This is a genomic window from Jannaschia aquimarina (genome assembly GCF_000877395.1).
GTDB classification, from domain to species: domain Bacteria; phylum Pseudomonadota; class Alphaproteobacteria; order Rhodobacterales; family Rhodobacteraceae; genus Jannaschia; species Jannaschia aquimarina.
Window position 1 is genome coordinate 170,493 of the sequence record NZ_JYFE01000060.1, and the last position, 17,541, is coordinate 188,033.

The 17,541-nt window shown below is 63.7% G+C and carries 18 protein-coding genes; 7 read left to right on the top strand and 11 right to left on the bottom strand.

What is annotated here, in order from left to right; translation table 11 throughout:
• The first annotated feature begins 4 nt into the window (after positions 1-4).
• Genes mnmE through jaqu_RS16315 form a run of 5 tightly spaced genes read left to right on the top strand, consistent with a single transcriptional unit; the run spans position 5 to position 5,422 of the window.
• Positions 5-1,291, top strand: a complete 1,287-nt coding sequence (mnmE, locus tag jaqu_RS16300) for a tRNA uridine-5-carboxymethylaminomethyl(34) synthesis GTPase MnmE (protein WP_043920054.1) — start codon at positions 5-7, stop codon at positions 1,289-1,291.
• The gene (gene mnmG, locus jaqu_RS16305; RefSeq protein WP_043920055.1) at positions 1,292-3,154 is read left to right on the top strand and encodes a tRNA uridine-5-carboxymethylaminomethyl(34) synthesis enzyme MnmG; all 1,863 of its coding nucleotides are present in this window, start codon (positions 1,292-1,294) and stop codon (positions 3,152-3,154) included.
• Positions 3,144-3,746: a 16S rRNA (guanine(527)-N(7))-methyltransferase RsmG gene (gene rsmG / locus jaqu_RS21170; RefSeq protein WP_084629934.1), complete on the top strand. Its 603-nt coding sequence runs from the start codon at positions 3,144-3,146 to the stop codon at positions 3,744-3,746. The genes mnmG and rsmG overlap by 11 nt, the downstream gene beginning before the upstream one ends.
• Positions 3,733-4,533 carry a ParA family protein gene (locus jaqu_RS16310; RefSeq protein WP_043920056.1) on the top strand — a complete coding sequence of 267 codons (801 nt, stop codon included), beginning with the start codon at positions 3,733-3,735 and terminating at the stop codon, positions 4,531-4,533. The genes rsmG and jaqu_RS16310 overlap by 14 nt, the downstream gene beginning before the upstream one ends.
• Entirely contained in the window at positions 4,526-5,422 is an 897-nt protein-coding gene (locus jaqu_RS16315; RefSeq protein WP_043920057.1) for a ParB/RepB/Spo0J family partition protein, read from the top strand. Before jaqu_RS16310 ends, jaqu_RS16315 begins: the two co-directional genes overlap by 8 nt.
• On the opposite strand, the gene hemW is transcribed toward jaqu_RS16315, so the two are convergent.
• From hemW to rph, 4 genes are read right to left on the bottom strand one after another with little or no spacing between them, the layout of a single operon-like run.
• Positions 5,371-6,537 carry a radical SAM family heme chaperone HemW gene (gene hemW, locus jaqu_RS16320; RefSeq protein ID WP_043920058.1) on the bottom strand — a complete coding sequence of 389 codons (1,167 nt, stop codon included), beginning with the start codon at positions 6,535-6,537 and terminating at the stop codon, positions 5,371-5,373. The genes jaqu_RS16315 and hemW overlap by 52 nt on opposite strands.
• Positions 6,534-6,914: a RidA family protein gene (locus jaqu_RS16325; RefSeq protein ID WP_043920059.1), complete on the bottom strand. Its 381-nt coding sequence runs from the start codon at positions 6,912-6,914 to the stop codon at positions 6,534-6,536. Before jaqu_RS16325 ends, hemW begins: the two co-directional genes overlap by 4 nt.
• Positions 6,904-7,512 carry an RdgB/HAM1 family non-canonical purine NTP pyrophosphatase gene (gene rdgB / locus jaqu_RS16330; protein WP_043920060.1) on the bottom strand — a complete coding sequence of 203 codons (609 nt, stop codon included), beginning with the start codon at positions 7,510-7,512 and terminating at the stop codon, positions 6,904-6,906. The genes jaqu_RS16325 and rdgB overlap by 11 nt, the downstream gene beginning before the upstream one ends.
• Entirely contained in the window at positions 7,509-8,222 is a 714-nt protein-coding gene (rph, locus tag jaqu_RS16335) for a ribonuclease PH (RefSeq protein WP_043920061.1), read from the bottom strand. Before rph ends, rdgB begins: the two co-directional genes overlap by 4 nt.
• Positions 8,223-8,329: 107 nt before the next feature.
• Here rph and hrcA point away from each other — a divergent pair, with 107 nt between their 5' ends.
• A complete protein-coding gene (gene hrcA / locus jaqu_RS16340; RefSeq protein WP_084629936.1) occupies positions 8,330-9,412 on the top strand; it encodes a heat-inducible transcriptional repressor HrcA in 1,083 nt (360 codons plus the stop codon).
• Between the two features lie 2 nt (positions 9,413-9,414).
• Positions 9,415-9,975 carry a nucleotide exchange factor GrpE gene (locus jaqu_RS16345; protein ID WP_043920062.1) on the top strand — a complete coding sequence of 187 codons (561 nt, stop codon included), beginning with the start codon at positions 9,415-9,417 and terminating at the stop codon, positions 9,973-9,975.
• Positions 9,976-10,005: 30 nt separating this feature from the next.
• Here the strand turns inward: jaqu_RS16345 and jaqu_RS16350 are convergent, their stop codons facing one another.
• The 7 genes from jaqu_RS16350 to jaqu_RS16380 all read right to left on the bottom strand — a co-directional run bounded on the left by jaqu_RS16350 (position 10,006) and on the right by jaqu_RS16380 (position 17,541).
• Positions 10,006-10,551, bottom strand: coding sequence for a PAS domain-containing protein (locus jaqu_RS16350; RefSeq protein WP_052501019.1), 546 nt, complete (start codon positions 10,549-10,551; stop codon positions 10,006-10,008).
• A 62-nt stretch (positions 10,552-10,613) separates the two neighbouring features.
• On the bottom strand, positions 10,614-10,970 hold the full coding sequence (locus jaqu_RS16355; protein ID WP_043920063.1) for a hypothetical protein: 357 nt from the start codon (positions 10,968-10,970) through the stop codon (positions 10,614-10,616).
• 73 nt (positions 10,971-11,043) lie between these two features.
• Entirely contained in the window at positions 11,044-12,150 is a 1,107-nt protein-coding gene (locus jaqu_RS20800) for a dynamin family protein (protein WP_052501020.1), read from the bottom strand.
• Positions 12,147-14,270 carry a dynamin family protein gene (locus tag jaqu_RS20805; RefSeq protein ID WP_052501021.1) on the bottom strand — a complete coding sequence of 708 codons (2,124 nt, stop codon included), beginning with the start codon at positions 14,268-14,270 and terminating at the stop codon, positions 12,147-12,149. Before jaqu_RS20805 ends, jaqu_RS20800 begins: the two co-directional genes overlap by 4 nt.
• Positions 14,271-14,299: 29 nt before the next feature.
• The gene (locus tag jaqu_RS16370; RefSeq protein ID WP_043920064.1) at positions 14,300-15,094 is read right to left on the bottom strand and encodes a hypothetical protein; all 795 of its coding nucleotides are present in this window, start codon (positions 15,092-15,094) and stop codon (positions 14,300-14,302) included.
• A 145-nt stretch (positions 15,095-15,239) separates the two neighbouring features.
• The gene (locus jaqu_RS16375; RefSeq protein WP_043920065.1) at positions 15,240-15,881 is read right to left on the bottom strand and encodes an ATP-binding cassette domain-containing protein; all 642 of its coding nucleotides are present in this window, start codon (positions 15,879-15,881) and stop codon (positions 15,240-15,242) included.
• Positions 15,874-17,541 carry an ABC transporter permease gene (locus jaqu_RS16380; protein ID WP_043920066.1) on the bottom strand — a complete coding sequence of 556 codons (1,668 nt, stop codon included), beginning with the start codon at positions 17,539-17,541 and terminating at the stop codon, positions 15,874-15,876. The genes jaqu_RS16375 and jaqu_RS16380 overlap by 8 nt, the downstream gene beginning before the upstream one ends.

The following is a 17,541-nucleotide window of genomic DNA, read 5'->3' on the forward strand; positions in this document are numbered from 1 at the left end:
CGCCATGGCGGCCGATACGATCCACGCGCCGGCCACCGCCCCTGGTAAGGCCGGGGTCGCGGTCGTGCGTGTATCCGGCCCGTCGGCACGGACCATTGCGGAGAAAGTCGCCGGGACGGTTCCGAAACCGAGATACGCGTCGCTGCGCTTGATCCGGCATCCGGACGACGGGACTTTGATCGACCGTGGACTCGTCCTGTTCTTCCCGGGACCGGACAGTTTCACCGCTGAAGATGTCGTGGAATTTCAGATACATGGCGGCCCGGCTATTGTCGATGCAGTCCTCGAATCGATCTTGGCGACAGGCCTTTCGCGGGTCGCCGAGCCGGGAGAGTTTACCCGTCGGGCACATGAGAACGGCAAGCTGGACATCGTCCAGGTCCATGCCTTGTCAGACGCGATCGAAGCAGAGACGGAGCTTCAACGGGTTTTCGCGATGCGTCGGCTCGAAGGCGAAGCAGGAGAGCGGTTTCGGGCCTGGCGTGATGATCTTCTTTTCACGATGGCGCGCCTCGAGGCCTCGATTGACTTTTCCGACGAAGATCTCCCGGCTGATGTGCTCGGAGGTTTGAAGGACCGGTTAGTGCGTGTGTCTCTTGCGCTTAGGGAGGAGTTGGATGGCTTCTGGTCCATGCAACGCTTGCGTGAGGGATTCCGGGTCACGATCCTCGGACGGCCGAATGCAGGAAAATCATCTCTTATCAATAAGATAGTCGGGGAACAGCGTGCCATCGTCTCCAGTACACCTGGCACTACGCGGGATGTGATCGAAAGTCGGGTCGATCTGAACGGGATCCCGGTCGTTTTTGTCGATACCGCGGGGCTGAGAGAGACTTCGGACGAAGTGGAGAGCATCGGGGTGGCATTGGCGCTGAAGGACGCCGACCGTGCGGATCTGAGAATTGTATTGGTAGCGGGGAACGACCCGCTTCCCGAGATAGAGCTACGAGATGACGACTTGCTGATCCGCAGCAAGCGCGATCTCTATCCGGAGGCGGATGTATCCGCCCTGACCGGGGACGGCATCGCCACTCTTGTTAATCGGATAACTTCGGTTCTGAGAGGGCGAATCCATATGTCTTCGGGCATTTCTCGCCGGTACGAGTACGACGCGATGTCCAAGGCGCAGCATCACATCAGTGAAGTGATCGAAGGATGGGACGCGGTGGACGTTGAGATTTTGCTCGCGAAGCTTTATCCGGCGGTGCAGGCGCTTGGTCGGGTCATCGGGGACATCGACCTTGATGATTTGCTCGACGAAATCTTCTCTTCGTTCTGTCTCGGAAAGTAGGTGTTTCACGTGAAACAGGCTTTTGACGTCATTGTTGTAGGTGGTGGACATGCCGGTTGCGAGGCTGCCCACGCGGCGTCGCGTATGGGATGTTCGGTGTGTCTCGTTACGATGAAGCCGACAGACATTGGACAGATGTCGTGTAACCCTGCGATCGGCGGAATCGGGAAAGGCCATCTTGTCCGCGAGGTCGACGCACTTGACGGTATCATGGGACGATGTGCCGATCGTGCGGGAATTCAATTTCGGCTCTTGAACCACACGAAGGGACCGGCCGTTCGCGGTCCACGAGCCCAGATCGATCGAGAGCTCTACGCGGCAGCGATCCGTGAAACGCTGAACACATCATCCATCGCTCAGGTATTTGGTGAGGTGACCGGCCTTGTCTTGGAGCGAGACAAGGTCGCCGGGGTCCGGCTGGCCGATGACACTGTTATAAGAGCGCCCGAGACTATTTTGACATCGGGAACGTTCCTTGGCGGATTGATCCATATCGGTGAGCGCCGCATCCCGGCCGGCCGGATCGGTGATGAGGCGTCGAATCGGCTCGCCGATCAGATCAAATCGCTTCCTCTTAACCTGGGGCGATTGAAGACCGGCACGCCGCCGCGCTTGGATGGACGGACAATCAACTGGGCCATCCTGGATCAGCAACGTGGCGACGAGATCCCGACACCTTTCTCCTTCATGACGCAAGAGATTTACCAGAGCCAGATCTCCTGCGCCGTTACAGCGACGAACTCCCGGACCCACGAAATTATCGCTCAGAACCTCGACCAGTCAGCTCTATACGGGGGCAGAATTGACGGCGTTGGACCGCGATACTGCCCATCAATCGAAGACAAGGTGGTGCGCTTTGCCGAAAAGACAGCGCACACTATCTTTCTCGAACCGGAGGGGCTGACGACTGACGTCGTTTATCCGAACGGTATCTCGACATCGCTCCCCGAAGATGTCCAAGACCTGTATGTTCACTCGATCCGCGGCTTGGAGAATGCCCGGATCATACAGCCAGGTTATGCGATCGAGTACGACTACGTCGATCCGCGGGGTCTCATGCCCGATCTTCGGGTCTACGATGTGGGCGGCCTCAGCCTCGCTGGGCAGATCAACGGTACCACCGGGTATGAAGAGGCGGCCGCACAAGGGCTTGTCGCTGGACTTTCAGCAGCATGCCGGATCTTACAGAAGGCACCGCCGGCGTTCGATCGCCGCAATAGCTACATTGGCGTGATGATCGACGACCTAACGACGCGCGGTGTCACGGAACCCTATCGAATGTTCACGTCTCGGGCCGAATATCGCCTGTCGCTTCGGATAGATAACGCCGATCTGAGGCTGACACCGACCGGAATTGAATTGGACTGTGTTACCCCAGATCGTCGCCAGGCATTCGAACTCCGTGCCGACCGGCTGCGGCAGACTCGGACCAAGATGCGCGAAATCGAGGTGCTGCCGGCTGTCTTGGATCTTCTGGACGTAGAGGCACCGCGCGGACTGCGAGACGTTCAAGCCGTTGCGGCGCGGGTCCCACCCCAATGTCTTCCGCGTCTCCTGAGGGAGGTTCTTGCCGGTGAGGCCAGTGATCCGCTGACTCTGGCAAGCATCGAGTCGGAGGTGGTCTATGGAAACTACCTCGAGCGACAGAAGCGAGATGCCGAACGGCTCTCGGAGCTGCCGGACACCGAAATCCCGGCGGGTTTCGAGTTCCCGATCGAAGGACTTTCAGGTGAACTTCGTGAGAAGCTTGCTCGGGCGCGGCCAAGGAACTTGCGACAGGTAAACGCAATCGAGGGAATGACGCCTGCAGCGATGCTGCTGATCGGGTCAAAGGTTCGGGCTTTCCAGCGAAATGCGGGCTGAAGGTGTTTCACGTGAAACACAGCGTCGGTTGGATGCATTCCAAGCGCTCGTACAGAAGTGGTCTCCCCGGATCAATCTTGTCTCTCGTGGCGACCTCGATCATCTTCGAGACCGGCACATTGCTGACAGCATCCAGGTCGCCGATGCGGGCCCTAGAAGCGTAGATCATTGGGTCGATCTTGGCTCCGGCGGCGGCTTCCCCGGAATTGTCGTTTCGATCATGCGGCCAGACGTTTCGCGCATGACGCTCGTCGAGTCCGACGCTCGAAAAACTGCTTTCCTTCGGACCTGCGTCCGAGATCTTGAATTGCGCGATGTCTCAATCGTAAACAAACGGATCGAAAACCTGCAGCCAATGGTTGCTGATGTCATCTCCGCTCGCGCAGTCGCGCACTTGACGGCTCTGCTTCAGCTAGCCTCACCACATTTGATCCCCGATGGTGTCGCGCTCTTTCCAAAAGGAGCCAATTGGAAGGACGAGATCGAGGCTGCGAGGAGGGATTGGGACTTCGACTTCGACGCGATACCGAGTACGACGTCCCCAACTGCTTCGATCCTTTCCGTACGGAACATCCGACATGCGCCGAAATAGACCGAAGATCGTCAGCATCGCCAATCAGAAGGGGGGTGTCGGAAAGACGACCACTGCGATCAATCTGGGCGCTGCACTCGCTGCTCGTGGTAGCAAAGTCCTCCTGATCGACCTGGATCCCCAAGGAAATGCTTCGACAGGCCTCGGGATCTCGCGAGATCAGCGCGGACTGACCACGTATGATCTGCTGCTTTCGGACGCGGACATTCAATCGACGGCACGGTCAACCGGCTTCGACGGCTTGTCCATCGTACCAGCGACGACTGATCTCAGTTCGGCAGATGCGCAGATGATGTCCGGCCCCCGCCGTCTTTCTCATCTCAAGATGGCTTTGTCGCAAAGCGCCTCGGACTTCGATACGATCCTCATCGACTGCCCTCCGTCACTTAACCTGTTGACTCTGAACGGTTTGGTTGCAGCAGATACCTTGCTCGTCCCGCTCCAATCGGAGTTCTTCGCCCTCGAAGGTTTGTCCCAACTCCTTCTCACGGTGAAGGAGGTTCGCGCCTCGGCCAATCCGAAGCTGAGATTGGAGGGGATCGTTCTCACGATGTACGATGCGCGGAACAATCTCAGTCGGCAGGTTGAAGCCGATGTACGGGATACCCTTGGCGACCTTGTCTATCAGACCCGTATACCGCGCAATGTCCGGCTCAGCGAAGCGCCGAGCTATTCGATGCCGATCTTTTCTTTCGACCCGCTCTCCAAAGGGGCTGTCGCCTACAGGATGCTCGCGGGAGAGTTCCTTCGCAGAAATCCCGCTGAACCGGAGCCAGCCCATGTCTGACCCTCAAAAGCGCCGTGGCCTCGGACGCGGATTGTCTGCGCTGATGGCCGATCTCGAAGACCCCGGCGGCAGCAGCGATACCGGAACACAGCGGACACTCCCAATAGAAGCGCTGGAGCCGAATCCGGATCAGCCGCGCAGACGGTTCGATGACGATGCCCTCCATGATCTGGCGGCCTCCATTCGCGAGAAGGGGCTTCTGCAACCGATCATCGTTCGGCCGCATCCGAACCAGACCGACCGCTATCAGGTCGTCGCCGGAGAGCGCCGGTGGCGGGCTTCCCAGCTGGCACAGATTCACGAAGTCCCGGTCATCGTCAGGGATCTGGACGATCAGTCGGTCCTCGAGATCGCAATTATTGAGAATGTTCAAAGGGTCGATCTCAACCCGATTGAAGAGGCGCTGGGCTTCAAGCAGCTGATCGACAGGTTCGGCCACACGCAGGAGCAATTGGCCAAGGCTCTCGGGAAGAGCCGAAGCCATATCGCCAACCAGATGCGCTTGCTCAACCTGCCGGAGCCCGTCCTCGAATATCTCAAGGCCGGTGTGCTTTCCGCCGGCCACGCCCGTGCGATGCTGACGGCGGATGATCCCGTTGCGCTGGCCCGACAGACCGTTGCAGCCGGTCTGTCTGTCCGGGAAGTCGAGCGTCGGGCGAAGGGAACTGCGTCTTCGGACGCCAAACCTCGTAAAGCGCAAACACAAAAGGGAAATGCGGACACCCGGATGCTGGCGGATGATTTATCCGCCGCCATCGGGATGGCGGTCGTCATAGACCACGAGAATGACGGGTCCGGTCGACTGACGATCAAGTACAAGGATCTGACCCAGCTCGATCAGATCTGCGAAATGCTCTCCGGCTTCGGTACGGAACGGACGGCGAGGTAGGAGATCAGGGCGTCGGCAACCGCCATCCCCCGCGTCGTCGGCCGGAGCCGCTCGTTATCCAGGGTGATCAGCCCGTCTTCGACCAACGGCTCGCACATCTCTTCGGGAACCGTCGCGCCAAGCTCGCGCAGCCGGCGCAAGTCCACGCCTTCCCTTAGCCGCATCGCTCCGATCAGGTACTCCTCCGCGTGACCGTCGGCTGTCTCCCGCCGCGCCTCTCCGCGCCCTCTGTCCGAGACTGCGGCTAGCCACGTTGCCGGCTGCCGTTCTGCAATCGTCGAAAGACGTTGATGTCCGGTTCCGTACCGGCCATGTGCCCCCGGACCGACGCCCAGCCAGTCTTCGGCTCTCCAGTAGGTCAGGTTGTGCCGCGACTCCAAGCCCGGTCTGGCGTGGTTCGATACCTCGTAGGCGGGCCGCCCGCGAGATTCCAAAAAACTGTTTGAAAACAGATACATGTCTGCCTGTTTGTCATCGTCCGGCAGACCCGGGAGCTTGCCCGCTTCGTGGCGTCGCGCAAAGACCGTCCCCGGCTCGATCGTCAATTGGTAGATCGACAGATGGTCCGGATCCATCGCGACCGCCTCCGTCAGTTCAGACCGCCATGCCTCCAGATCCTGTCCCTGTCGCGCATAGATCAGATCGAACGATACCCGATCGAAGGTCGCGCGCGCGATATCATAAGCGGCCCGCGCCTGAGCGGAATCGTGCGTTCGCCCCAGCGCGCGCAAATCGTCATCTCGCAGCGATTGGATGCCGATCGACACCCGATTGACCCCACCGGCCGCGAAGGCGGCAAAACGCCCGGCCTCGACCGACGTGGGGTTGGCTTCCAGCGTCACTTCCAGGTCGTTTGCGCAGGGCCAGATGCGCCGTGCCTCGTCGACCAAGGCGGCAACCGTCTCCGGTTCCATTCGAGAGGGTGTGCCGCCGCCGAAAAAGATCGACCCGAGGATGCGGTCCGGCATCTCGACCGCCTGCGACCGAAGGTCGGTCAGAAGCGCCTCCCGCCATGCCGCATGATCGACCGATGCGCTGACGTGGCTGTTGAAGTCGCAATAAGGACATTTGGCCTCGCAGAACGGCCAGTGGATGTAGAGGCCGAACCCGCTCATCCCCGAAAGGCCGTCACCTCGACCTCGTAAAGCATCTCGGCCTCCATGAGGCCCGCGATCACCATCGTCGCGGCGGGACGTATCTCGCCCAGATGGCGGCCAAGGACCGGGACGAGACGATCGACCAGCGCCCTGTCGGCGACATAGTGGGTCACACGGACAATATCGGACATGGCAAAACCCGCCCGGTTCAGCACTTCCGCCACGGTCGCAAAGCAATTTTCGGCTTGGTTCTCGATGCCTGCCGGCAGCGCCATGGTCGCGTAGTCATACCCTGTCACGCCCGCCATGAAGCACCAGTCGCCCTGCACGACCGCGCGTGAATAGCCGATTTCCCGCTCGAAGGTCGAACCGGTCGAGATAAGTTCACGCGTCATCCAGAGCGGCCTTCAGCTTCGCAAGTGCGGCCGCGCGGTGGCTCAGCGCGTTCTTTTGCTCAAAGGTCATCTCGCCCATCGTGATGTCGTGTCCGTCGGGGACGAAGATGGGGTCGTAGCCATGGCCTTCCAGCCCCCGGGGCGGCCAGGTCACGCGACCTTCGACCGCGCCTTCGAAGACGGCCTCCTCTCCATCCGGCCAAAGCAGGACGAGCGTGCAGCGGAACCGCGCGGTTCGGGGTTCGGCGGCGCCCCGCGCTTCCAGTTCACGATGGGTCCGCTCCATCGCCTGCATGAAGTCGCGGCCCGCAGGCGTCTCTGCCCAGTCGGCGGTATAGACGCCCGGTGCCCCGCCCAGCGCGTCGACCTCGATCCCGCTATCGTCGGCCAGCGTCGGCAGGCCCGTTGCCTCCATGGCCGCGCGGGCCTTGATGCGGGCATTGCCGAGAAAGGTCGTCTCGGTCTCTTCCGGCTCCGGCAGGTCAAACGCCCGGGCACCTTTCACCCCGATCCCAAGCGGCGCGAAGAGCGCGGCGAACTCTTCGAGCTTTCCCGCATTGTGCGTCGCCACCAGAAGAGTGTCGCCCAACGGCTTCATGACACCGCGGCCCTCTGGGCCGCGACCAGCTCATCCACGCCTTTCTGTGCGAGACGCATCAGTTCCGCGAACTCGTCCTGCCCAAATGTCGCGCCTTCGGCGCTGGCCTGTAGCTCGATCATCCGGCCCGCGCCCGTCATCACGAAATTGCCGTCGGTCCCTGCTTCGCTGTCCTCGGCATAGTCCAGATCCAGCACGGGCTGCCCGGCATAGATCCCGCAGGAAACCGCTGCGACGTGGTCCAGCATCGGGTCGGTGATCACGTCACCCGCCTTCATCAGCGCGTTGACGGCGAGGCGCAGCGCGACCCAGCCGCCCGTGATCGAGGCGCACCGGGTCCCGCCATCGGCCTGGAGCACATCGCAATCCACCGTGATCTGACGTTCGCCCAATGCCTGCTGGTCGATGCCCGCGCGGAGCGAGCGGCCGATCAGGCGCTGAATCTCTTGCGTGCGGCCCGATTGCTTGCCCGCCGCTGCCTCGCGCCGTCCGCGCGTATTCGTCGCACGGGGCAGCATCCCGTATTCCGCCGTCACCCAGCCCTGGCCCGAATTGCGCAGGAAGGGAGGAACCCGTTCCTCCACGCTGGCGGTGCAAAGGACGTGCGTGTCGCCGCAGCGGATCAGGACAGAGCCTTCCGCGTGCTTCGTGAAGCCGGGTTCGATGACGATTTCGCGCATCTGGTCGAGGGCGCGTCCGGACGGTCTCATGTCTTTCTCCTTCGGGGTTCGTCCCCACTTGCCGCCCACCGCGCGCGGGGGCAAGGCGATTGACGCCGCCGGGCCCCGTTCCTAGGTTCGGTCGCCGGAGATCGACCATGTCCATGCCACCCACCGACAGTGCCCGCGTCCTGTCCGAGATGAACGATCGCTCGCGCGAGGTATTTCGCCGTGTGGTCGAAGGCTATCTCGGGACGGGCGATCCGGTCGGCAGCCGCACGCTGAGCCGGGAGATGACCGAGAAGGTCTCGTCGGCGACGATCCGCAACGTGATGCAGGACCTGGAGTTTCTGGGTCTGCTTCAGGCCCCCCATGTCAGTGCCGGTCGCGTCCCGACGCAGGCGGGTCTGCGGATGTTCGTGGATGGTCTGCTCGAAGCGCAACTCGGTGAAGAGGACCGGGAGCGGATCGAGGCGTCGGTCGGAGCATCCGAAAGCGACGCGGCGCGCCTGCTCGACCGGGTGGGCGAGGCTCTGTCGGGGATCACGCAGGGCGCCAGCCTGGTCTTGGCGCCCAAGCGCGAGGCGCCGATCAAGCATATCGAATTCGTCTCGCTGGGCCCCGACCGCGCACTGGTGGTGCTGGTCTTCGCCGACGGCCATGTCGAGAACCGTGTCTTCATACCACCCCCCGGCCAGACGCCCTCGGCCATGCGAGAGGCGGCGAACTTGCTGAACGCCATGATCGAAGGCCGTACCCTGAGCGACCTGCGCGGCCTGATGGAGACCGAGGTCGCCGCGCGCCGTCAGGAAATCGACACGCTGGCCCACTCCCTCATCGAGAAGGGTCTCGCCGCGTGGGAAGGCGAAGGCGAGGACCGGGAACGGCTGATCGTCCGGGGACGCTCGAACCTGCTGGATCAGGGTGCCGCGCCCGAAGAGCTGGAGCGCATCCGCAGCCTTTTCGACGATCTGGAACGCAAGCGCGACATCGCCGAGTTCCTGGAGTTGGCCGAGGACGGCGAGGGGGTGCGGATTTTCATCGGATCTGAGAACAAGCTCTTCTCACTTTCCGGTTCATCTCTGGTCGTATCTCCCTATATGAACGCCGACCGACGAATCGTGGGCGCGGTGGGTGTGATCGGTCCGACCCGACTGAATTACGGGCGGATCGTTCCCATCGTGGACTACACCGCGCAATTGGTGGGCCGGATGCTGTCCGGCTCCGGACAAACGAGGTAAGGATGGGCGAGCCCAAAGACGATTTCCTGGACGACCCCGAGGCCATGGACGAGGAATTCGACCTCGATGCCGCCATGGAAGAGGATGCCGACGGCCCGCGTCGTCCCGCCAATATCGACACCATCCTCGCCGAGCGCGACGAGATGAAGGACCGCTTGATGCGGGCCCTCGCCGAGGCGGAGAATGTTCGCAAACGCGCCGCCCGCGATCGCGAGGAGGCCGCGACTTATGGCGGATCGCGCCTCGCGCGCGACCTGCTTCCGGTCTACGACAACCTCAAGCGCGCGATGGATGCGGTCCCCGAGGACCAGTCCGCGATCCTCGAAGGCCTGGAACTCACCTTGCGCGAACTGACGGGCACGTTCGAAAAGCATGGGGTCAAGGTCGTCGCCCCGGCCGAGGGAGAGAAGTTCGATCCCCAGCTTCACCAAGCCATGTTCGAGGCTCCGGTCCCCGGCACCAAGGCCGGCGACATCATTCAGGTGATGGCCGAAGGCTTCATGCTGCACGAACGCCTCTTGCGTCCGGCACAGGTGGGCGTCTCGTCCACTCCGGCAAGCTGATTTGGGCGCCCCGCGGGGCGCCTTTTTCGTTCAGGCGGCGTGCCGCAGATTGTCGAGCCGGGCGCGCAACAGGTCGCGAACGGTCAGGCCGACCATCTCGCTCAGGTCGATCTGCCGCTGGCGTGCGACGTCCAGGCTGTCGTTCAGCTTCTCCAACCCGTCCTGCAATTGCGCGGCGTGGCTTTCGAACCCGGCAGCGCGGTCGACGCGCGGGATTTCGAACTGACTCCCGATCCGCCAGAGCGGCGCGCCCGATCGGTCGAAAATCGTGAATATATAGAGGAAGTTATCGAACGCCTCGCCGGACTTTCGATAGTTAGTCACCACCACGCGACTGTCACGTCCCGCGGCGAAATCCCCGCGCAGCGTCTTGCGGACGCTGTCCTGCGCCCGGTCGCCTTGCAGGAAGCGGCAATTGCGGTTCCCAATTTCGGAAAGGTCGTAGCCGGTCATCCGAAGGAACGCGTCGTTGGCCAGAACCAGCGGATCGTCCTTCTGACGCGGATCGGAAAGGGTCAACGCGACCTGGCTTCCATCGAAGAAGTCACGGATCGGCTGGGGAATTTCGGTCGTCATGATCGCCTCTGTTCGGAGATGGATATCGGCGCGGAACGGAGGCTCCGCGCCGGATCCGGCGATCAGATTTCGAGCGTCTTCTCGACGTTCTTCACCTGAACCCGGGCCATGCCCAGATTGGCGGTCTTCTTGTCCAGCGCGACGTAGACGAAGACGGTCGGGCTCTTCTCGAGCGGGCGGATCAGGTGCAGCTGCTTGCCCAGCGTGATCAGGATGTCGTCGATCCCGTCATCCAGGCCCAGCATCTCGATCGCCGACAGCTTGGCCTTCACGACCTCGGTGTTCGCCGCGCCAGCCGCTTCCAGATCCAGATTGCCGCCGCCTTCGGAGGCCATCATGAGACCGGTTTCGCTATCGACGAGGCACGCGCCGATGAAACCGCCGATGTCGCTCAGCTTCGAGATATCCGTTTTCGCCATCTTGGCATTCCTTCTACTCAACATGTCGGACCGAACCATCGGCCCCTGGGGTGGTGAACCGGCCCGGGGCGCATCAGGCAGGGGGAGGAGAGAGCCGCCGCAGCGGTCCGCTGCGGAAGTCTTCCAGGTCCCTTGCGATCTGCGTCATCGCTCGTGTCCATTCGATGCCATCGTGACGCTCGGGGCGGAGGATCCGCTCGATGACAGCGCGGTGGTCATCAGATGGTTTCTGGTACGACTCGAATGTCCGGAAAATTTGGTCCAACACCTCTTCCGGGTGGCCATTTGAAGGTATTTCCGTGGCGAGCAATTCGGCCAGGCCGGGAACGCCTTCTTGTTCCTTGCAAAGTTGGGTTTGCGGCTTTTCGGAATGTGGCGGTTTTGCGGTGAAGATCGGGCGAACCGGTTCTGTCGCAGAGACGGTTTGCGCCTCGCCGAGAGGCTCACGCCGTGAACAGGCATCTCTCGCCGCAGTGAGCCGTCCGTCCAGTGCCGACATGAGGGCTGCGCCTCCGGACGCGTTCCACGCACTCTGGTCGTCGTCGGCGCGCGCGGCCCTCGCTGCCGGCGTCGCCAGGGCAAGCGCCTCGGCAAAAAGCGAACCGGCCTCGCGTTGCACCCGCTTCATGATGCGGCCCGCATCCTTCGCCTTCCGGATCTGGTCGATCCGGGTGACGACGAGGATACCGTTCTCGTGCAAGTCCTTCGGAAGGGACTTCCAGAACTTCGCCTCGGTCGCGCGCCATGCCTGTTCTGCTGCGCTGCACCAGATCGCCGCGTCCAGGTAGGGTTTGAGGAAGTCGAGCGCGTCCTTCGCCATGTGCGGATCAGAGATCCCCGGCGTGTCGATGACATCGATCCCGTCGAGAAGCGCGGCATCGTGGGTCATCCGCACGAGAAGCAGATCATCGTCGTCCGATGACGCCGCGTCTTCCAGCGTGATCGGTTGGAGTCGCCCGTCGCGCATCAGCGCCTGGCACTCCGGCCCTCCATCGGGTGCGGTGAACCAGACTGGCGGCAGGCTGGTCGCGGTCGCCTGCATCGGAAGGACGCGCTCGCCCAGAAGCAGGTTCAGCAGCGAGGATTTGCCCGAACTGAACTCGCCCATGACGGCGAGCGTGCCGCGCGCCGAATACCATTCCGCAAGTCGCGCCTTCGCATTGTCGGATAGCCCGCTCATGCCGCGCGGCTACCGTCGATGGCGCTTTCCTTCGGCGCATGCTCGTCCGCGATCTTGCGCAGCTTGCCCGAGATTTCCTGCAATCGGGCAATGCGCTGGGCGACCTCGTTCCGGACGCCGAGCCGGGCCCGCAAGGCACTGCGCTGGGCGCCATCGTCGAAGGCCGAAAGACTTTGGAGCGTTTCGACGTGACCAGCCAGGAAGTCGTGGAGTTGCGTGCGTGTCCGCTGGGCGAAATCCGCGATATGGGCGTCGCGGATCTCGTCCACCGTCTCGCGCATGGCCTCTCCCGCGATCTCGCGGAAGCGATCCACGAACGTGTCCGGACGCAGCTTGCGCCGCAGCCATGTGCCCACGAGTCCGCCCGACAGGTCGATCGTCATCGTGCGCATCAGCGAGGTCGGTGTGCCGGGTTCGACCGGACGCGGCGGCGCAACGGAAAAGACCCGGCTCGCATCGTTCAATGCGTCGCCGTAGAGGGACTCGATCCGGGCGGCGGCGGCTTCGAAGATCGGTGCGATCTTGGCCGGTGCGATCTGAACGAACCGGTCGTAGGCGACATTCAGATCGCGGCGCAGACCTTCGGTATCCGGGGCCCAGTCGGCAGGGTCCCCGCCCTTGGCGATCAGGCGCGACAGGGTTTCGGATTCCTGCGTGACGAAGTCGTGATACGCGCCCGACATCAGCATCAGCATCTTCTCGGACGTCTCGTGGATCATCTGATCGCAGGCCAGATGGACCTGAGCCAGCAGGCTGTCGAGTTCGTCCACCATCGCGCTGAGATCCAGATCGGTCCGCACGGCGGTCGCCTTGTCCTTCATCGCTTCCCGCAGGAGCATCAGGGACCGACCCACGACGTCCGACGCATCGCGCGCCGTCTCGGCCAGGGCAGGGGCGGCGACGGCTTCTGCGCTGCGCTGCTGGATCAGGTCCGAAAGCTCGTGCAGGCCGGAAAGGTCGATGGGCTTGCCCGCATTCCAGTCCGGCGTACCGATTGCGGGGAGATCTCCCGCAGACTCCTCCTGCAACCTGTGGGCCCGCGCGTCCGCCAGCGCGATCAGAACGTCCATGCTGGCTTCCGAGATCTCCTCGATCTCTCCGAATCTGGCGAGGCCAGCCCAGACCGCGCTGCCAAACACCATCGGAACGTCGTCCGCCAGACCTTCGCGCGACAGCAGCTTGCGGATGGACGCCTCGATCTTCGGGATCTGCGCATCCGGATCGTCGAGCTGGTCGATCCGGTTGACGTAGAGGATCACCTGTTCGTTCTGCAATCCGCGCAGCACCCGCATTAAGCTGACATCGACGGTGGACAGCGCCTGATTGGCATTCAGGACGAGCACGCAGATGTCCGCGTCTCCGATCCGCTCCAATGTCGCGGCCTCGCGCACCAGGAACGGGTCGTTCACGCCGGGCGTGTCGCAGATCACGGTCGGCAGGGCATAACCTCGGTGATCGAGATAGAGATCCGCGCTGCGCGTCACGTCGGCGTAGCGGCCTTCCGATCCGCCCGGCTGGTCGGCCATCTCTTCCTCGCCCATGCAGACGTATTTCTCGACGAGGGATGGCGAGTGACCGGCGAAGCTGTGACGACCGTCTAGCAAAAGCTGGAAGTTGCGACCGAGCCGGGCCTCGGTCCGGCGCTGCATCTCGTCGATCTGCTCGCGCAGGGTGTCGGTTTCCAGATCCAGGCCCGCTTCGTCCGACATGCGGCCCAGCTTGCCGCCGCGCTCGACCATCTCGGCCCACTCCGCCGAAGAGAAGAAGGTGAAGACGGCGTTCTTGCCGCGCGGTTTCGGCGTGTTGAGATGGATCGACGTGACGACCGACGTCCACGGGTTCACGTCCGACGGCAGCAGACCGCTAGAGCCGATCAGTGCGTTCGTCAGGGCCGTCTTTCCGGCCTTCACCTGTCCCAGCAGCGACACCCTCGTGCGGAAGTCGTCCAGACCGGTGCGCAGGCGCGTCACGCGGTCGGTCTCCTCCGGAACGACGAGACCCGAGATCTCGTCCAGCAGCTGGCCGACCTCACGCCGGGCGGTTGCGATTTCGCGTGCAGCCTTGGCCCCGTCGACGGGGCCACTGCTGAGCGCGAGTTGCTGCAGAGCCTTGTCATTCATTCACTCGTTCTCCCGCCTGTCGGGCCGCTCTAAGCCCCCGCGACCACTGAGCCTTTTTCGTTCATTGTCATTGATATCGGTGGCGCGCCCGGTTCCGCGTGAAGCGTCGCGCGCCCGGCGCCCAAGGCACGAAGGGCGCGGGAAAAGCCGACCATCGCGGCGATCTCGGCAAATGCCGCGTCCTTGGGGCAGGCGAGGGGCCAGCCGCTTCGGTCGAGCCTCCAGAGCCCGTCCTCGCAACCCAGAAGGACCGGAGCCGGGACCTGAGGCCCGATCGTGTCTTCGGGAGCAGCCAACGTGTAGACGACGTCCCGCCCGGCGCCGATGGCCGAGGTGATGAGGGGCGCGATGTCCGTCGGATCGGTCGCGCCGGCGACCAGCCTCACTCCGTCGCGGTCCGCCCGCAGCTTGAGCCGTTCGCTGCCGGTCAGCACGCTCAGGAGGCGCGGCAATTCGACCGCGTAGAGGCGCTGAGCCAGTGCCCAGAGCGTGTGATGGACCGCATCCGTCCAGACAGGGGCGGGACCGGCCGGGATCGCGTTGACCGCTTCGGGCAACGCGCGAAGCCGGACAGCCAGAAGTCCCGCGTTCAGACGGTCGTCGCCTTCGACGACGAGCCCGGTTCGAAGGCAGAGGATCACACGACCATCTCGGCCCGAAACGACAGCGCGCCTCATGCCGAGGCCGGACAAGGCATGGCATGCTGCGATCTTCGGGGAGATGGCAGACGCGTCCTCTCCGATTGACAGGACGCGCGTCACGCCTTGCACCTCTGCGAGGCTGGCATATTCGGAGGACAGGTCGGCTTGGGCGTGGTGCAGCATCGGACTCGGTTCAGGACAGTTCGGTGCAGAGAGCCGAAGAACCCGCGCTAAATTATGGCAAATCGGGTCGGCCTGTTCGAAAAATGTGCAAACACGCATTCATACGCATCCGCATCGGCCCCACCGTTTCCGTGTCTGGGCACCTTCAGATCATGCTCCGGAGTTGCACAATCCGTCCGCCCGCGGCGGCTGCATCCTCGGCATCGTGGGTCACGAGGATCGTGGGGATCCCGGCCTGTCTGGCGCGGTCCAGAACGAGGGATCGGATCCGGGCACGGAGTTCTGTGTCGAGCTTGGAAAACGGCTCGTCCAGCAAGAGCGCGGAGGGCCGCGAGAGGAGCGTGCGCATCAACGCGACCCTTGCCGCCTGCCCGCCGGAGAGGGTCGCCGGATCGCGCGATCCGTAGCCTTCCAGACCGATATCCGAAAGGGCGGCGTCCACCATGGCCCGGCGTTCGGCCCGCGATCCGCCCCGTGGTAATCCGAACGCGAGGTTGGAGGCGACGTTCAGGTGCGGGAACAGCAGGGGGTCCTGATACAGGATGCCGATGTGGCGGGCCTCGGGCGGGAAGCCGTCCAGTTCGCGCCCCGCTAGAAGGACCCGGCCTGTCTGTGAGAAGCCGGGGGCAAGATCTCCCATCACCGCCGACAGGATCGTGGACTTGCCGGATCCGGACGGCCCCATCAGCGTCAGCACCTCGCCCGGCGCCACGCTGGCCGAGACCTGCGCGACCACGCGACCGTCGTGGGATACGGTCAGATCCTCAAGTGTCAGGCCGCTATTCACGGCGCATGCCCAGGCGATTGCGGAAGAGGATGGCCGGGATCGCGAGGGCCAGCGCAAAGGGCAGAAGCGCGGCCGCCGTCTGGCCCAGACCCCAGACCCCGATCGCCCTCCGGTCGCCGCCGGATGCCAGCGCGACCGCCTCGGTCGCCAGTGTCGGCACGCGGCCACCGCCCAGCAGCAACGTTGGGAGATATTGTCCGACGCTCACGGCGAACCCGACGGCGCAAGCGGTGAGCACGGGGGCCAGGAGCATTGGCAGCCTGAGGCGCCAGAGCGTCCGCTCCGCCCCCGCCCCCAACCCTGCCGCGACCCGGGCGTAGCGTGGATCCCAGGCGCGGAACGGACCGGACAGGGACAGGAAGACATAGGGCAGGACGAAGACCACATGTGCAGCGATCACGAGCGCCAGGCCGGGATCCCCTCCCAGCCAGAGCGGAAGGATCTGGAGGCCCGGCAGAAACGCGATCTGCGGCACGATCAGGGGAAGATAGAGAAGCCAGAGCGCGCGGCTGGAGGCCGTGATGCCGTGACGATGCTCGGCCTCGAGGCAGCCGATGGTGAAGATTAGAGAGATGAAGGTGGCGGAGAGCGCGATGAAGGCCGTCGTGAGTGCCGTGTCCGCCATCGCAGGCCCGAAGCGCATCCAGCTTCGCAGCGTGACGGCTTCGGGTGCGAGGTCCGGAAAGGACCATCGCGCCGCGACCGACCAGATCGCGAGCGCTGCTATGCTGGAAAAGACCGCGACGGCCGATGCGGCACCAAGGGCAAGCCCCGCGACTCGCAAGCTCCGCTCCGGCAGTCTTGCCGCGGACCAGACCATGCGCTTGCCCAAGAGGGAGGTCAGGCGCTCGAACGCCAACCAGACGGCCAGTGCGAAAAGGACGAGGGCGAGCTGGATCACGGCCGCCGCCGCCGCCGTCGCCCGCAAGGCCAGATCGGGGTCCATCATCCAGCGCGCGATCTGAACCGACAGGGTCGGTGGCGTGGAGGGCCCGAGGATGGCCGCCATGTCGACATTCGTCATGCCGTAGACCAGCACGACCATCACCGGCAGGCGGATCCGGGAATAGAGATCGGGAAACACGGCCAATAGCCATCCGACGACGCGCCCGCGCCCCAGGCTACGCGCGACCGCGAGCCTGGGCTTTGCGGAGAGTTGCGGCAGCGCCGCCAACGCCATCAGCAGGAGAAAGGGAACCTCCTTGGCGATCAGGCCCAGGGCGAGCGACAGGCCCAGCGGATCCTGGAGGATCAGGAGATCCGGCGGCCGGTCCCATCCGAGGGCCTGTGCCGGAAGCCGTGCGATCCAGCCCGAGGGCGCGATGACGAAGGCGAGGCCGAGCGCCGTCGCCGCGTGAGGCACCGCCAGAAGCGGAGAGAGGAGCCGTTCCAGCCACGCAAAGGCGCGCGTCCCATGCCATGCCGCCAGAACCAGTGCGACGATGGCAAGCGCACCCAGTGTCGAGATCATCCCCGACAGGAGGGAGACGGTCGCCGCGCGGGCAAGGCCGGGCCAGGAGAACGCCTCCCGAAAGGGATCCAGCGAAAAACCGTCCCGCAGCGGCCCGATGCCGAAGGCGGGCAACAGCGTCCCCAGAAGCCCGGCCAGAACCGGGCCGACCAGGACCAGCGCGGTCAGGAGCGGCAGAGGCCGCAGCAC

Excerpts from the sequence above, each read along its gene's own strand:
- jaqu_RS16370 (WP_043920064.1), bottom strand. The coding sequence starts at position 15,094 with ATGCTGCACCACGCCCAAGCCGACCTGTCCTCCGAATATGCCAGCCTC.
- jaqu_RS16355 (WP_043920063.1), bottom strand. The coding sequence starts at position 10,970 with ATGGCGAAAACGGATATCTCGAAGCTGAGCGACATCGGCGGTTTCATC.
- rph (WP_043920061.1), bottom strand. The coding sequence starts at position 8,222 with ATGAGACCGTCCGGACGCGCCCTCGACCAGATGCGCGAAATCGTCATC.
- jaqu_RS20800 (WP_052501020.1), bottom strand. The coding sequence starts at position 12,150 with ATGAGCGGGCTATCCGACAATGCGAAGGCGCGACTTGCGGAATGGTAT.
- jaqu_RS16345 (WP_043920062.1), top strand. The coding sequence starts at position 9,415 with ATGGGCGAGCCCAAAGACGATTTCCTGGACGACCCCGAGGCCATGGAC.
- hrcA (WP_084629936.1), top strand. The coding sequence starts at position 8,330 with ATGTCCATGCCACCCACCGACAGTGCCCGCGTCCTGTCCGAGATGAAC.
- jaqu_RS16350 (WP_052501019.1), bottom strand. The coding sequence starts at position 10,551 with ATGACGACCGAAATTCCCCAGCCGATCCGTGACTTCTTCGATGGAAGC.
- hemW (WP_043920058.1), bottom strand. The coding sequence starts at position 6,537 with ATGAGCGGGTTCGGCCTCTACATCCACTGGCCGTTCTGCGAGGCCAAA.
- jaqu_RS16310 (WP_043920056.1), top strand. The coding sequence starts at position 3,733 with ATGCGCCGAAATAGACCGAAGATCGTCAGCATCGCCAATCAGAAGGGG.
- rsmG (WP_084629934.1), top strand. The coding sequence starts at position 3,144 with ATGCGGGCTGAAGGTGTTTCACGTGAAACACAGCGTCGGTTGGATGCA.
- jaqu_RS16315 (WP_043920057.1), top strand. The coding sequence starts at position 4,526 with ATGTCTGACCCTCAAAAGCGCCGTGGCCTCGGACGCGGATTGTCTGCG.
- jaqu_RS20805 (WP_052501021.1), bottom strand. The coding sequence starts at position 14,270 with ATGAATGACAAGGCTCTGCAGCAACTCGCGCTCAGCAGTGGCCCCGTC.
- rdgB (WP_043920060.1), bottom strand. The coding sequence starts at position 7,512 with ATGAAGCCGTTGGGCGACACTCTTCTGGTGGCGACGCACAATGCGGGA.
- mnmE (WP_043920054.1), top strand. The coding sequence starts at position 5 with ATGGCGGCCGATACGATCCACGCGCCGGCCACCGCCCCTGGTAAGGCC.
- jaqu_RS16325 (WP_043920059.1), bottom strand. The coding sequence starts at position 6,914 with ATGACGCGTGAACTTATCTCGACCGGTTCGACCTTCGAGCGGGAAATC.